At 60.4% G+C, this 14,450-nt stretch carries 10 protein-coding genes; 9 read left to right on the forward strand and 1 reads right to left on the reverse strand.

Annotation, left to right across the window (positions count from 1 at the left end):
* The first annotated feature begins 89 nt into the window (after positions 1-89).
* The 9 genes from N7578_RS13675 (at position 90) to N7578_RS13715 (ending at position 11,922) form a co-directional block, all read left to right on the forward strand.
* Positions 90-521, forward strand: coding sequence for a hypothetical protein (locus N7578_RS13675; RefSeq protein ID WP_311112509.1), 432 nt, complete (start codon positions 90-92; stop codon positions 519-521).
* A 136-nt stretch (positions 522-657) separates the two neighbouring features.
* Positions 658-1,815, forward strand: a complete 1,158-nt coding sequence (gene ccmI, locus N7578_RS13680; protein WP_311110854.1) for a c-type cytochrome biogenesis protein CcmI — start codon at positions 658-660, stop codon at positions 1,813-1,815.
* Complete coding sequence (gene ccmE, locus N7578_RS13685; protein WP_311110855.1) at positions 1,812-2,342, forward strand: cytochrome c maturation protein CcmE; 531 nt, start codon at positions 1,812-1,814, stop codon at positions 2,340-2,342. The genes ccmI and ccmE overlap by 4 nt, the downstream gene beginning before the upstream one ends.
* Positions 2,339-4,330: a heme lyase CcmF/NrfE family subunit gene (locus N7578_RS13690; RefSeq protein WP_311110856.1), complete on the forward strand. Its 1,992-nt coding sequence runs from the start codon at positions 2,339-2,341 to the stop codon at positions 4,328-4,330. The genes ccmE and N7578_RS13690 overlap by 4 nt, the downstream gene beginning before the upstream one ends.
* A complete protein-coding gene (locus N7578_RS13695; protein ID WP_311110857.1) occupies positions 4,327-4,785 on the forward strand; it encodes a cytochrome c-type biogenesis protein in 459 nt (152 codons plus the stop codon). The genes N7578_RS13690 and N7578_RS13695 overlap by 4 nt, the downstream gene beginning before the upstream one ends.
* A 150-nt stretch (positions 4,786-4,935) precedes the next feature.
* Positions 4,936-6,495 carry a Do family serine endopeptidase gene (locus N7578_RS13700; RefSeq protein ID WP_311110858.1) on the forward strand — a complete coding sequence of 520 codons (1,560 nt, stop codon included), beginning with the start codon at positions 4,936-4,938 and terminating at the stop codon, positions 6,493-6,495.
* A 207-nt stretch (positions 6,496-6,702) separates the two neighbouring features.
* Positions 6,703-7,461, forward strand: a complete 759-nt coding sequence (locus tag N7578_RS13705) for a response regulator transcription factor (protein WP_311110859.1) — start codon at positions 6,703-6,705, stop codon at positions 7,459-7,461.
* Between the two features lie 9 nt (positions 7,462-7,470).
* On the forward strand, positions 7,471-8,880 hold the full coding sequence (locus N7578_RS13710; protein WP_311110860.1) for a HAMP domain-containing sensor histidine kinase: 1,410 nt from the start codon (positions 7,471-7,473) through the stop codon (positions 8,878-8,880).
* 72 nt (positions 8,881-8,952) lie between these two features.
* On the forward strand, positions 8,953-11,922 hold the full coding sequence (locus N7578_RS13715) for a bifunctional [glutamine synthetase] adenylyltransferase/[glutamine synthetase]-adenylyl-L-tyrosine phosphorylase (RefSeq protein WP_311110861.1): 2,970 nt from the start codon (positions 8,953-8,955) through the stop codon (positions 11,920-11,922).
* A 63-nt stretch (positions 11,923-11,985) separates the two neighbouring features.
* On the opposite strand, the gene N7578_RS13720 is transcribed toward N7578_RS13715, so the two are convergent.
* On the reverse strand, positions 11,986-14,322 hold the full coding sequence (locus N7578_RS13720) for a PAS domain-containing sensor histidine kinase (protein WP_311110862.1): 2,337 nt from the start codon (positions 14,320-14,322) through the stop codon (positions 11,986-11,988).
* Positions 14,323-14,450: the final 128 nt, after the last annotated feature.

A 14,450-nucleotide genomic window follows, 5' to 3' on the forward strand; every position in this document is an offset into this window, starting at 1 on the left:
GAAATTCAAGGGCGATAGAATACGTGAAATGCAGTGGGTAGTGAGGACTGAGTTTGGTTGACGTTTACGATAACGGTCGCTCCGTAACGATGCGTTCGATGGTGTCCCGCCCTGTGCTGCTTTCGATCCTGTGTGTCTCGGTGCTGAGTGCCTGCACGACGACCGGCACCCGTACGGGTGGCGGTGGCGGGCTTCTGGGGCGTTCCGCCCAGTCTGCGACGCCGTTTCTTGCAAACCTTCAGGGTGGCATCGTCGGTCGAAGCGGCGTGCAGCTTGGCAGGGCCGACCAGACCAAGGCACTGGAAGCCGAATATCGCGCACTTGAGACCGCGCCGGTTGGAACGCCGGTAAGCTGGACCGGGGATGACGTCAGCGGACAGGTTGTCGCGAATGCACCCTATCAGGTCGGTAACCAGAACTGCCGTCAGTATTCCCATACGCTGACCGTGGACGGGAAGGAAACGCGGGTTCGTGGCGCGGCCTGCCGTAATGCGGATGGAAGCTGGTCCCCATTGACGTAAATCAAGGCGCCTATCTGCCGACCGATCCAGAAACAGGGATCGGCGGGAGGCGTTCCATGCTACGTGATGTCTCAAATTTACGTCATTCCGTTGCCGCGTGTTCCCATGCGTCGCGCATTCGAGTAATTGAGCCTCTATGTTCTGGATTGTCGTTGCAATATTGACGGCGGCTGTCGCCGCTGTTCTGATGTATCCGCTGATGCGGAAGACCGAAGTGACGGACAGTCGCCGCGACGGTGAAGTTGCCGTCTATCGCGATCAGCTCGCGGAACTGGAGCGGGAGCGTCAGGCCGGCCTGATCGGCGATACCCAGGCCGAATATGCACGCGCGGAGATTGGCCGCCGCCTGCTGGCTGCCGCGGACGCGGCCCCGGCCGCTGGCGTCACCCGGCCCGGCGGGCACAATCTGGCTGCCACTTTCATCACCGTGCTGCTTCCAGCCGTCGGCCTCTGTCTTTACATCTGGCAGGGAAGTCCGGATATTCCGGACTTGCCGCTGGAGGCACGTCTTGAAAACCCCGGCAACGACATGAACCTGCTGATTGCCAAGGTCGAACGTCATCTGGCGCAGAAGCCCGATGACGGAGGCGGATGGGACGTGCTGGCGCCGATCTATTTCAAGACGCAGCGTCTAGCCGACTCGGAGATGGCCTATCGCAATGCCATCCGTATTCTGGGAGAAAGCCCGGAGCGGTTAAGTGGCCTTGGCGAGACGCTGGTTGCGATGAATGATGGCATCGTCATCGAGGACGCCCGCACTGCCTTCGAGGATGCCGAACGCATGAAGCCGGGCGATCCCCGCGTACGCTTTTATCTGGCGCTGGCGCTGGAGCAGGCAGGCCGTATGCCTGAGGCGCAGGCCGCTTTTACCGCCTTGGCCAAGGATGCGCCGACAAGTGCGCCATGGCTGCCGCTCGTGCGGGAGCATATTGCGCGCACGGGCGGGGCAGGGGCTGGAGGATCGGCTGGTGGCGGGGCTCCGCCCGGACCGACCGCCGACGATGTTGCTGCCGCGAACGACATGGCGCCCGCTGACCGCCAGGCGATGATCGAAGGCATGGTGGCGAGCCTGGACACCAAGTTGAAGGAAAATCCCGCCGATTTCGAGGGCTGGTTACGTCTTGTCCGCGCCTATGCCGTCTTGAATAATGCGGAAAAGGCGAATTCAGCGCTGAAGGCAGGTCTTGTCGCTTTCCCGCCGCAAGGCGAGCAGGGAAAACAGCTTCTGGCGTTGGCGAAAGAACTTGGAGTTTCCACTGACGGACTTGTGCCGCAGGAGGGCGCAACACAATGACGCGCAAACAGAAACGATTGGCCATCATTGGTGGTGGCGTGAGCTTTATCATGGCGGCGGTGCTGCTGGTGATGTTCGCTTTCGGCCAGTCGATCGCGTATTTCTACATGCCGGGCGATCTCGAAAAGACGCCGGTGAACCCCGGCACCCGCATCCGTCTCGGAGGGCTGGTGGCGGAAGGTTCCGTCAAGCGCGGCGAAGGCCGGACAGTGACATTTACTGTTACCGATGGATCCGCCAGCGTGCCGGTGAGCTATACGGGCATTCTGCCGGACCTCTTCCGCGAGGGGCAGGGTGTCGTGACTGAAGGAACGTTCGACGTCTCGACGCGCGGTTTCGTGGCGGACAGCGTGCTGGCGAAGCACGACGAAAACTACATGCCGAAAGAAGTCGCCGACCGCCTGAAGAAGGAAGGCGTCTGGGAGGACGGTTCCGGCAAGGGCATGGCGCCTAAAACGGATGGCGCCGGAAATTCTCCCCAAAACGCCAAGGATAACGGTCAGATCGTGGGGAGCACCAAGCCATGATCGTTGAAGTCGGCCACTATGCACTCGTTCTGGCGCTCGGCGTGAGCATGATCGTTTCCGTGCTGCCGGTCATCGGTGCGCGTCGCAATGACGGCGCAATGATGGACATTGCCTCGCTCGGCTCGATCCTGATGTTCCTGCTGGTGTCGCTTTCCTTCGTCGCGCTGACTTGGGCCTATGCGGTTTCAGATTTCTCCGTGCGCAACGTCTGGGAAAACTCCCATTCGCTGATGCCGATGATCTACAAGCTGACCGGCGTGTGGGGCAATCACGAAGGATCGATGCTGCTGTGGCTGCTGATCCTGGTTTTCTTCAGCGCGCTCGTTTCCGTCTTCGGGCGGAACCTGCCGGATACGCTGAAAGCAAATGTGCTGTCCGTGCAGGCATGGATCGCTGTCGCCTTCCTGCTCTTCATCCTGCTGACGTCCAATCCCTTCATACGTCTCGATCCCGCGCCGGCCGAGGGGCAGGACCTGAACCCGATCCTTCAGGATTTCGGCCTCGCCATCCACCCGCCGCTGCTTTATCTCGGTTACGTCGGCTTTTCCGTCTGTTTCTCCTTCGCCGTTGCGGCGCTGATGGAGGGCCGGATCGATGCGGCCTGGGCGCGCTGGGTGCGGCCATGGACATTGGCTGCCTGGATGTTCCTGACCGCAGGCATTTCGATGGGCTCCTACTGGGCCTATTACGAGCTCGGTTGGGGCGGCTGGTGGTTCTGGGACCCGGTCGAGAACGCATCCTTCATGCCATGGCTGGCGGGCACCGCGCTTCTGCATTCGGCGCTGGTGATGGAAAAGCGCGAGGCGCTGAAAATCTGGACCGTGCTGCTGGCGATCATGACCTTCTCGCTCTCGCTGCTTGGCACCTTCCTCGTGCGTTCCGGCGTTCTGACATCGGTGCATGCCTTCGCGACCGATCCAAGCCGCGGTATCTTCATCCTCTGCATTCTGACGATCTTCATCGGCGGAGCCTTTGCCCTGTTCGCATGGCGGGCGCCGGAACTGAAGGCGGGCGGGCTGTTTGCACCTATCTCCCGCGAAGGCGCGCTCGTTCTCAACAACCTGATCGTGACGGTTTCGACCGCGACCGTGCTGATCGGAACGCTCTATCCGCTGATTCTCGAAACGCTGACCGGAGAGAAGATTTCCGTCGGCGCGCCGTTCTTCAATCTCACTTTCGGCCTGTTGATGATCCCGGTCATGATCGTCACGCCGTTCGGACCTTTGCTCGCCTGGAAACGGGGCGACCTGCTCGGTGCGTTCCAGAGACTCTATGTGGTCGCTGGACTTGCCGCGCTGGCGGGCCTGACGCTCTGGTATGTCGAGAATGGCGGCCCGGTTCTGGCCGCTCTCGGCATCGCGGCAGGTTTCTGGCTGATACTGGGGGCACTGGCCGATCTGTGGTACCGCGCCAATTTCGGCAAGCTCGCTTTCTCCATCGCGTTCCGGCGGCTGAAAGGTCTGCCGCGCTCTACCTTCGGAACGGCGCTGGCACATATGGGCCTCGGCATCACGATCCTCGGCATTGTCATCGTCACGACCTTCGAAACCGAAACCGTTCTTGAAATGAAGCAGGGCATGACGGCTGAAGCGGGTGGTTACAGCCTGACTTTCGATGGCATACGCCATGCGGCCGGCCCGAACTTCACCGAGGATCGCGGCCATTTCACCATTCGCAAGGCGGGTGTGGAAGTAGGTGACGTCTGGTCCTCGAAGCGGCTTTATACCGCAAGACGCATGCCGACGACGGAAGCCGGTATCCTTACCTTCGGCCTGAGCCAGCTTTACGTATCGTTGGGCGATCCGATGGAAAACGGTGGCATCGTCGTGCGCATCTGGTGGAAACCCTTCATCCTGTGCATCTGGGGCGGAACGCTGTTCATGATGCTGGGCGGATTCGTGTCGCTGTCCGACAGACGATTGAGGGTGGGCGCACCGAACCGTAAGGCGAAACCGGCCAAGTCCTTAGTGCTGGAGGCTGCGGAATGATGCGTAAACTCGTGGTCGCATTACTCCTCGGACTGTTGGCTCTGCCGGCCTTCGCTTTCAATCCTGACGAGGTTCTGAAAGACCCGGTGCTGGAAGGGCGGGCGAGAAACCTGACATCTCAACTGCGCTGCATGGTCTGCCAGAACCAGTCTATCGATGACAGCAATGCCGAGTTGGCGCGCGATCTGCGCGTGCTGGTGCGTGAGCGGCTGACTGAGGGTGACAGCGATGAGGCTGTCATTGACTACGTTGTCTCCCGTTACGGCGAATTCGTGCTGCTGAAGCCGCGCCTCAGTCTGCGTACCGCCCTTTTGTGGGGCGCACCCATTCTGCTGATCCTTGGCGGTGCTTTTGCCGTCTTCGTTTTCTCCCGCCGCCGGGCTGCTTTGCCCCAGGGTTCGGCACTGACAGCGGAAGAAGAGATGAGGCTGCGCGATATTATTGAAAAACAATAATAATATTTGAAAGTTGGCATCATCTTTCCAACATTACGATTTTTTCATTCTTCAGACACTTCGCCGTAAGGTGTTGCCTCCTATATCTTCATCATCCACCGCTTCCCCGCTCAAACGGGATCCAGTCTGAATGAAGAAAGAAGGTACGAAATGTCTAACTCGCAAAACGGGCGTCCATCGCTGAAGACGGTTATGAAGGCTACAACCGTTGGCGGTCTTGCAGCGTTGATGCTTTCGACCGGGCTTGCAGGGCCGATCGCGCAGTCTTTCGCTGCTCCTGTTCAGGTGAATGCTCCTCAGGTTCCAAGCTTTGCCAATGTCGTCGATGCGGTTTCGCCCGCCGTGGTTTCCGTTCGCGTACAGTCGAACGTGCAGCCGGCTTCCGACGACAACAACAGCTTCTCCTTCAATTTTGGTGGTCGCGGCCTTGATCAGCTTCCCGACGATCATCCGCTGAAGCGCTTCTTCAAGGAGTTCGGCGGCCCGGGCGGCGGTCAGGACAGATCCGATCGTGGGCCGAACCGTCACCGTGACGGCGGCAAGGGTCCGTTGCGTCCGGTTGCACAGGGCTCCGGCTTCTTCATCTCCGAAGACGGTTATGTCGTCACCAACAACCACGTTGTCGATGACGGCTCCGCCTATACGGTTGTAATGAACGACGGCACCGAGCTTGACGCCAAGCTGGTCGGCCGCGATCCCCGCACGGATCTGGCGCTGCTGAAGGTCGACGTCAACCGCAAGTTTACCTACGTCCAGTTTGCTGACGACAGCAAGGTCCGCGTTGGTGACTGGGTCGTGGCTGTCGGCAACCCGTTCGGCCTCGGCGGCACGGTCACCTCGGGCATCGTTTCGGCTCGTGGTCGTGACATCGGCTCCGGTCCGTATGACGATTACCTCCAGATCGACGCCGCCGTGAACCGCGGTAACTCCGGTGGTCCGGCCTTCAACCTCAACGGCGAAGTGGTCGGCATCAACACCGCGATCTTCTCGCCTTCGGGTGGCAACGTCGGTATCGCTTTCGCGATACCCTCTGCCGTCGCAAAGGATGTGATTGCCGACCTGATGAAGGACGGCAAGGTCGAGCGTGGCTGGCTTGGCGTGCAGATTCAGCCGGTGAGCAAGGATATCGCTGAATCGCTCGGCCTGTCCGAAGCCAGCGGTGCACTGGTCGTGGCGCCGCAGGCCGGTTCTCCTGGCGATAAGGCAGGCATCAAGCAGGGTGACATCATCACTGCCGTCAATGGTGATCCGATCAAGGACGCCCGCGACCTGTCACGCCGTATCGGCGGCATGGCTCCCAATGCCAAGGTTGAAATCTCGCTGTGGCGGGCTGGCAAGTCGCAGTCCGTTACTGTCACGCTCGGCGATCTCGCAAGCGATGATTCTTCCAAGGCAACGCCGAGCCAGAGCGACGACAACAGCCAGTCTTCCAGCGAGAAGGTCCTGTCCAGCCTCGGCCTGACGGTTTCTCCGGCAGATGACGGCAATGGCCTTGCCATCACCGATGTCGATCCGGACAGCGATGCAGCCGCACGCGGCCTGAAGCAGGGTGAAAAAATCACCTCCGTAAACAACCAGCAGGTTGCCTCCGCAGCCGATGTGGAGAAGATCCTCGAGCAGGCCAAGAAGGACGGTCGTTCCAAGGCGCTGTTCCAGATCCAGACGGAAAACGGCAGCCGCTTCATCGCACTGGATATCGACCAGGGCTGATACGTCGAGGCGGGAGGGGAATTGCATTCCCCTCCGTCACTCCGGACTTGATCCGGGGTTCAATGCGATCAAGGACTTGATCGCAAGATGCTCTCCTCGCCGCGCGTCTGCGCGGCGGCTGGGTCCCGGCTCAGGGCCGGGATGACGGAGGAGAGAAGGCAGCCTCTCATTCAGTTGAAAGGCCTGGCGTACTTGGGAGCCCATCTCATGGAAAGTAATCTGCATAATGCTGACGACAGACTGGTTTCCGGTTGTGCGGAAAAGGGCGAGGGGGCTATTGTCCCGCACATGAAGATTCTTGTCATAGAAGACGACCTCGAGGCTGCCGCCTACATGACCAAGGCGTTCCGGGAAGCCGGGATCGTCGCCGATCACGCCAGCGATGGCGAGAGCGGCTTGTTCATGGGCTGCGAAAACGCCTACGATGTGATGGTGATCGACCGCATGCTGCCGCGCCGCGACGGGCTTTCCGTCATCAGCGAACTGCGCCGTCGCGGTATCGAGACGCCTGTCCTTATCCTTTCAGCGCTGGGGCAGGTGGATGACCGCGTAACCGGCCTGCGCGCCGGTGGCGACGATTATCTGCCAAAGCCCTACGCTTTCTCCGAACTGCTCGCCCGTATCGAGGTGCTGGGTCGCCGAAAGGGCAAGCCTGAGCAGGACATGGTTTATCGCGTCGGCGATCTGGAGCTCGACCGGCTCTCGCATGACGTGCGCCGCAACGGCAAGGAAATACTGCTTCAGCCGCGCGAATTCCGCCTGCTGGAATATCTGATGAAAAATGCCGGACAGGTCGTGACCCGCACCATGCTGCTGGAGAACGTGTGGGATTACCATTTCGACCCACAGACCAATGTCATCGACGTGCATGTTTCCCGTCTTCGCTCGAAGATCGAAAAGGACTTCGAGAAGCCGCTCCTGAAGACCATTCGCGGAGCGGGCTACATGATGAAGGACGAGGGCTGATTGGCGAAAATGGCCCGCCTCAGAATATTGTTCAGGTCTACGGCAGTGCGCCTTTCGGCGCTTTATATCCTTCTGTTCGCACTGTGTGCCGCCTTTCTTGTCTTCTACGTCACCGCATTGTCCGAGCGCCTGCTGAACCAGCAGACGCGGGATGCCGTGCTTCAGGAAGTGACCGATGTGCAGCGCGTCTATGGTCGCGGCGGCATCAACCCGCTTTTGAGGATGATGGAGCGCAGGGCGCGTCAACCGGGCGCCAGCCTTTACGTGATTGCCGGGCCGAACGGCGAGATTCTCGCCGGTAACGTTGCCTCCGTGCAGCCTGGCGTGCTCGACAAGGAAGGCTGGACCGGCTTCCCGTTCCGCTATGAGCGTTACTCCGAAAGTGGTGACAGCGTACAACATCTGGCGACGGCCAATATCTTCACATTGGACAACGGCCTGCGCATCCTGATCGGGCGCGACCTTGGCGAACCGACGAAATTCCGCGCGTTGGTGCGTAATGCGCTGATGGTCGCGCTTGCGATCATGAGTGGCGGCGCGCTGTTGATCTGGTTCGGTATCGGGCGCAATGCGCTGAAACGTATCGACCGAATGTCTGCCGCCACCAAGAAGATCATGGCCGGTGATCTTTCCCAGCGTTTGCCGCAAGGCCGCTCCGGCGACGAGTTCGACCGCCTTTCCGGTTCGCTCAATGCGATGCTGGGCCGCATCGAGAAACTCAATGAGGGGCTGCGCCAGGTTTCGGACAATATCGCGCACGATCTGAAAACACCGCTGACGCGGCTGAGGAACAAGGCAGCCGATGCGTTGAACGGTGACGATGAGGCGAAGCGGCGCGTCGCCCTTGAAGGCATCATCGCCGAATCCGACCAGCTTATCCGCACTTTCAATGCGCTTCTGATGATCTCCCGCGTCGAGGCAGGTTCGATTGCCGCCGAAATGACCGACGTGGACGTTTCCGCTATCGCTGCCGACAGTGCCGAACTTTACGAGCCGGTGGCCGAAGATGCAGGGCTTGTCCTGACTGCGGATATCGCGGAGGGGCTTTCGATCAAGGGCAACCGCGAACTGATCGGTCAGGCGCTCTCCAACCTCATCGATAACGCCATGAAATATGCAGGCGAAGGCGAGGGCGACAGGAAACTCGTCGTCCGATTGGCGAAAGATCAGAATTCCATCGTACTGTCCGTCGCCGATGACGGCCCCGGCGTCCCGGCAAACAAGCGCGACGAAGTGCTGAAGCGCTTCGTGCGGCTGGACGAGAGCAGATCCAAGCCGGGTACCGGCCTTGGCCTTTCGCTTGTCGAGGCCGTTATGGAACTGCACGGTGGTTCGCTGGTCTTGTCCGACACCTATCCGGCCAATGCCGAGTCCCCAGGGTTGACCGTTTCGATGGTTTTTCCCGCATCCAAGCCTTAATGTCTTCTCAAAACCGATGAAGCTGATTCCGCCGAGCGGGATGCTGCATTCAAAGGAACAGGGAGAGAGACAGTGCAGAAGACGAATGTCGAAGGCAGACGGTTGAGCGATGTGCAGCCGGATGTGATCCGCCCCTATACGCAGGCCGAACTGAAATCGGTGCTTTCGACGCTGAAGGATATCGGCCGTACCGAACCGGCCGTGGCCGATCTGCTGGCGGGTGAAAGCACGCTCAGAACGTTTATTGCAAATGCCTTCACCCTCTCGCCCTATCTGCGGGACATGGCGACGGCGGACGAGGGTCTGCTGACGCTTGCAATCTCCGGTCCGGTCGAGCCGCTGCTGGCCGCACTCGTCGAAGAAGCGCGGTTCAGCTGGAAAGCGGGTGGGGATGGCGTGATCCCCTCGGAGAACGAGGTGATGTCGAGGCTTCGCATCGCCAAACGGCGACTTTCCTTCATTGCCGCTCTTGCCGACCTGGCGCGTATCTTCACCGCCCGCGATACGACGCGCTGGCTGAGCGATATGGCTGACGCCTCGCTTTCGGCGACAATCGACCACCTGCTGCTGTCGGCACATGAAAGCGGTAAGCTGGTCATCAAGGACGTTGCGACACCGAGCGAGGGCTCAGGTCTGATCGTTCTCGGCATGGGCAAACTCGGCGCGCACGAGCTGAATTATTCCTCCGACATCGACGCCGTGGTTTTCTTCGAACCGTCTGCGGGCATCATGAAGGACCCGCTCGACTCGACGGAGAATTTCGGCCGCATGATGCGCCGTCTGGTGCGCATCATGCAGGAGCGCACGGCGGATGGTTACGTCTTCCGAACCGATCTGCGGCTGCGGCCCGATCCCGGTTCGACACCGCTCGCCATCCCGGTCGAGGCGGCGCTGACCTATTATGAGGGCAGGGGCCAGAACTGGGAGCGAGCCGCCTACATCAAGGCGCGGCCGGTGGCAGGCGATATCAGGGCGGGTGAGAACTTTCTACGCGAACTGACCCCGTTCATCTTCCGCAAATATCTCGATTATGCGGCCATTGCCGACATTCATTCGATCAAGCGGCAGATCCACGCGCACAAGGGACATGGTGCGATTGCCGTGAAGGGCCATAACGTCAAGCTCGGCCGCGGTGGTATTCGCGAAATCGAGTTCTTTGCGCAGACACAGCAGTTGATTGCGGGCGGGCGCATGCCTGCGCTGCGCGTGCGCTCGACGCAGCAGGCGCTTGCCGCGCTGACCGACGCGAAATGGATCGATGCGGAAACCCGTGACAGTCTGACGGACGCATACTGGTTCCTGCGTGAGGTGGAGCACCGAATCCAGATGGTGCGCGACGAGCAGACCCATACGCTGCCCGACGGCGAGGCGGAGCTGAAGCGCATCGCTTTCATGCTGGGTTTTGCCGACACGAAGGCCTTCGCTGAAAAGCTGGAAAGCGTCCTGCGACTGGTGGAGCGCAAATATTCCGCGCTATTCGAGCAGGAAGTGAAGCTGTCCGGCGAAGGCGGCAATCTGGTCTTTACCGGCCAGAAGGACGATCCCGATACGCTCAAGACATTGGCTTCGCTCGGTTTCGAGCGGCCGGAAGATATTTCCCGCGTTATCCGAACCTGGCACAACGGTCGTTATAGAGCCACGCAATCCGTCGAGGCACGCGAGCGGTTGACGGAACTGACACCTGACCTGCTGAAGGCCTTTGGCGAAAGCACGCGTGCCGACGAGGCACTGCTGCGTTTCGATAATTTCCTCTCCGGCCTGCCTGCCGGTATCCAGCTTTTTTCGCTGCTCGGCAACAATCCCGCCCTGCTTTCGCTGCTGGTGACGATCATGTCGTCCGCACCTCGGCTGGCGGAAATCATCGCCGCCCGGCCGCATGTCTTCGACGGAATGCTCGATCCGGGGCTGATGAGCGATATTCCGACGCGCGACTATCTGGCTACGCGCATGGACAACTTCCTGTCGCCTGCGCGTCATTATGAGGACATCCTCGACCGGTTGCGCATCTTTGCCGCCGAGCAGCGTTTCCTCATCGGTGTTCGCCTGCTGACCGACGCCATCCACGGCGATATAGCCGCCCGCGCCTTTACGCACCTGGCCGATCTGGTAATCGAGGCAGCGCTGAAAGCCGTGCTGGCCGAAATGGAGGCAGCACATGGGCACTATCCCGGTGGTCGCGTTGCCGTCATGGGCATGGGCAAGCTCGGCTCCTTCGAGCTGACGGCGGGGTCGGATGTCGACCTGATCCTGCTTTACGACTACGACGATGCAGCCCATGAATCCGATGGCGCAAAACCGCTGGACGCAATGCGCTATTTCACCCGCGTTACGCAACGGCTTATCGCGGCTCTCTCCGCGCCAACGGCGGAAGGCGTTCTCTACGAGGTGGACATGCGGCTTCGCCCCTCGGGCAACAAGGGGCCGGTCGCAACGCGCATTGCCGCTTTCGAAAAATACCAGCGCACGGAGGCCTGGACGTGGGAGCACATGGCGCTGTCGCGGGCACGGCTCATCTGCGGCGATGGCTCGTTGATCGAAGACGCCGGCCGTATTGTCGCCTCGGTACTGTCGGAAAAACGCGACGTGGCGAAAGTCTCTGCGGATGTTCTGGAAATGCGCTCCCTGATCGAGCAGGAAAAGCCGCCGGAAAATATCTGGGATTTCAAGCTAATCCCCGGCGGGCTGATCGATCTGGAATTCATCGCGCAGTATCTGGCGCTGGTCGGTCCGGCAAAGGGATTTCCGCCGCATAGGCCCGGCCTCAATACGAGCGAAGCGTTGCATGAACTGGCGACGGGTGCGATGGAGCCGCTGGCCTTCGACGACTGCATGAAAGCAATAGCGCTTTATACCGAGATTTCGCAGATCGTGCGTTTGTGCATCGACGGTGGTTTCAACCCGAAAGACGCCCCGGCGGGACTGATCGACCTCGTTTGCCGGGCAGGGGATTGCCCGGATATCCAGACGCTGGAAGGTGAGGTGAAGCGCTTGTCGAAGACGGTGCGCAAGACGTTTCAGGCGACGGTGAAGAATGGCGGTTAGATTTCCGGATCCATGCTTCCGTCATGCCGGCTCAAGGCCGGTATGACGGAGTTGGGGCGGTTCTCAATGCAAGGTGCCGCAATGGGCTGCCGCATGGGGAATGATGATCGTCACGACGGTTCCCTTGCCCTCGCAGGAGCGGATCTTCATCGTGCCGCCATGCAGCTTGACGAGTGAGCGGGAGATCGCAAGGCCGAGGCCGGAGCCGCCCTGGCTCTTGGCGTACTGGCTCTGAACCTGCTCGAAAGGCTGGCCGATCTTGTCGATGGCCATTGCAGGAATTCCTATACCGGTATCGGCGATGGTCAGCATCAGGCCGCCATGATGCACATGGGTTCGCAGTTCCACGCGTCCGCCTTTATCGGTGAACTTCACCGCATTCGAGAGCAAATTGAGCATGATCTGCTTCATGGCGCGACGGTCACCGTGCATCGTCAAGCCTGAGCAGACGCGCTGCTGAACCGTGATGGCCTTTTGCTCGGCCTGTATGGCCGTCAGGCGCAGGGTTTCCTCGATCAGCGGTGCCAGATCTACCGTTTCGCGATTGATACGCATATGGCCTGCCTCGATCTTCGACATGTCCAGAATGTCGTTGATGACGTTGAGCAGATGCTTGCCGCTGTCGTGAATGTCGCGGGCATATTCGGAATATTTCGGCGAACCGACAGGACCAAACATTTCGGCTAGAAGGATTTCGGAAAAACCGAGAATGGCGTTGAGCGGCGTGCGCAGTTCATGGCTCATGTTGGCAAGGAACTCGGACTTCGCACGGTTGGCGGCTTCGGCGCGCTCTTTTTCCGACAGGTAGTTTTCGTTCACGGCGGAAAGTTCGGTCTTCTGGCGCTCCAGTTTGTGCTGCGAGGCGGACAGGTCGCCGATGGTCGCCATCAGGCGGCGTTCGGATTCGCGCAGGCGCTCCTGGTGACGCTTGAGAAGGGTGATGTCTGTGCCGACGGAGACGAGGCCGCCATCACGGGTACGGCGTTCGTTGATCTGCAGCCAGCGGTCGTCGGCAAGCTGTACTTCCATGGTGCGCGACAGGCCGGATTGGTCGGGATCGGCCACACGGCGCTCCATGACCGGACGGGATGCGGCAGCATGAACGACGCTCTTTTCCGTACCGGCCACGAGAGCGCTGTCCGGCAGGCCATATGCCTGCTGGTAATGCGCGTTGCACATCACTAGACGGTCGTTCTTGTCCCACAGCACGAAGGCTTCCGAGGTGCATTCGATGGCGTCCGCGAGGCGCTGGTCGGCTTCCGCGTAGCGCTGGGCAAGGCGGTGCTGCTCCGTCACGTCCATGGCGATGCCGATGACACGCGGGCCGTTATTGGTATGGATGACCTGGGCGCGGGCCCGCAGCCAGACATAATGGCCCTTGGCATGGCGCATGCGGAAGATCTGATCGATCTGGCGCAGCTTGCCGCAACCGACAGCGCGGGCGAGTTCGTAGAGATTGCCGTCTTCGGAGTGCATCATGCGGGCCGCATCGGAGAAGGACAGGGGAGCGGGCCTGGGGGGCATCCCGAGAATTTCATACAGCGAGCCGGACCAGAACATGCGGCGCGTGGAGAGGTCGAAATCCCAAAGGCCACAGCGGCCGCGCGACAATGCCGTTTCGACGCGCAGGTTGGATTCTGCGAAAATGTCGTCGGCATCGCGTGCACGCCGGACCTGCATGTAATATGCGTAGAGAATGACCAGCAGAATGGCGGAAATGCCAGCGAAAAGCGTCACGTTCATGGCGATCTCGCTGCGCCAGAAGGAGCGGATCGGATCAAGGGAACGGGCGGCGATGACCATGCTGCCGTCATTGCCGAACGGAATCATGGTGGCGTAGTGCGGCATGCCGTCGATGTTGGTTTCGACGGTGCCGGGGCCACCCGGAAAACGCTGAACGATGGCGATCTCCGGCAGCAGGGCAGGAAGCGACGTACCGATATAGAGAGAAGATTCCTTGCCCGCGCCCGCAAAGATGCGGCCATTGCTGCCGGAAAGAAGGACCAGCGTGCCATCGACCAGGCTGCCGGCGGGCAGGGCGGTGAGAAGGCTGGCTTCGGCCGGTGTGCGATCCTGCATGGCGAAGACCTCGCCATTGTTGAGCAGGGCGGCCTTTGCGGTGAGGGCGGTCAGCGCCGTGCTGTGACGGGCGGCCTCTTCCATGCGGGAATATTCCGCGACGATGCCGAGTACGCGAGACGCCGCGACGACAATCAGAAACGACAGGATGAGAATGGGGATCAGGCGCTTGAGCAGGCTTTCCACCTGCGGAATTCGCCGCTCGTTGCCATTCATCAGACCCATCAGGTCCGAGGAGAGACGCTCTCCCCAGGCCGCAAAGTCAGAAAATTTGGCATACGGCCGCTCATCGCCCGCAGTCGCCCGCCGCACGTTCGTCATTGTCCCGCCTTGTGATTGTCCCTCATGGAAATTCGAAGCACCGCCGCTCGAATCTGCCCTATATGAATCACTTGCGATTCGCCGTGTCCAGAGGGAAAAGTTAAAAGAATTTTAACCCTTTGAACCGA

The sequence above is a fragment of the Agrobacterium tumefaciens genome (assembly GCF_031801495.1).
GTDB lineage: Bacteria > Pseudomonadota > Alphaproteobacteria > Rhizobiales > Rhizobiaceae > Agrobacterium > Agrobacterium tumefaciens_K.

Excerpts from the sequence above, each read along its gene's own strand:
- ccmI (WP_311110854.1), top strand. The coding sequence starts at position 658 with ATGTTCTGGATTGTCGTTGCAATATTGACGGCGGCTGTCGCCGCTGTT.
- N7578_RS13690 (WP_311110856.1), top strand. The coding sequence starts at position 2,339 with ATGATCGTTGAAGTCGGCCACTATGCACTCGTTCTGGCGCTCGGCGTG.
- N7578_RS13720 (WP_311110862.1), bottom strand. The coding sequence starts at position 14,322 with ATGACGAACGTGCGGCGGGCGACTGCGGGCGATGAGCGGCCGTATGCC.
- N7578_RS13700 (WP_311110858.1), top strand. The coding sequence starts at position 4,936 with ATGTCTAACTCGCAAAACGGGCGTCCATCGCTGAAGACGGTTATGAAG.
- N7578_RS13675 (WP_311112509.1), top strand. The coding sequence starts at position 90 with ATGCGTTCGATGGTGTCCCGCCCTGTGCTGCTTTCGATCCTGTGTGTC.
- N7578_RS13705 (WP_311110859.1), top strand. The coding sequence starts at position 6,703 with ATGGAAAGTAATCTGCATAATGCTGACGACAGACTGGTTTCCGGTTGT.
- ccmE (WP_311110855.1), top strand. The coding sequence starts at position 1,812 with ATGACGCGCAAACAGAAACGATTGGCCATCATTGGTGGTGGCGTGAGC.
- N7578_RS13695 (WP_311110857.1), top strand. The coding sequence starts at position 4,327 with ATGATGCGTAAACTCGTGGTCGCATTACTCCTCGGACTGTTGGCTCTG.
- N7578_RS13710 (WP_311110860.1), top strand. The coding sequence starts at position 7,471 with ATGGCCCGCCTCAGAATATTGTTCAGGTCTACGGCAGTGCGCCTTTCG.